Here is a 313-nt window from a genome sequence, read left to right as displayed (position 1 = left end):
TAGAGCCCCGGCAGGTGCACCGCAATGCCGGAGGGCACGACCCGCTCGGCGGGTTCAGGCTCCGTCGGCGCGTGCGTGCCAGGCCGATCCGTCCGCGGCGAAGAGATGCAGGGCCGTGGTGTCGAACTTCAGCCGAACGGCGTCGCCCGGTTTGACGCTCGAAAGCCCGCGATCCTGTGCCGTCACCTGCGTCCCATCCGCGAGCCGCGCATAGACGAGCGTTCGCTCGCCAAGGCGCTCGACAACGGTCGCCGTGGCGAATGCTTCATTGCCCTCGGCGACGACAGTCAGCGATTCCGGAGATCGGAAGAGC

General features: G+C 68.4%; 1 protein-coding gene. It reads right to left on the bottom strand.

The window, feature by feature from the left end:
- Positions 1 to 54: 54 nt before the first annotated feature.
- Positions 55 to 313: TOBE domain-containing protein (locus EN818_RS31635; RefSeq protein ID WP_135906716.1), on the bottom strand; the 259-nt coding region annotated here is incomplete at its 5' end.

Origin of the sequence: Mesorhizobium sp. M3A.F.Ca.ET.175.01.1.1 (assembly GCF_004791945.1) — a bacterium.
GTDB lineage: Bacteria > Pseudomonadota > Alphaproteobacteria > Rhizobiales > Rhizobiaceae > Mesorhizobium.
Note: the sequence above shows the minus strand (reverse complement) of the source record. Positions and strands in the feature narration are given on the sequence as shown.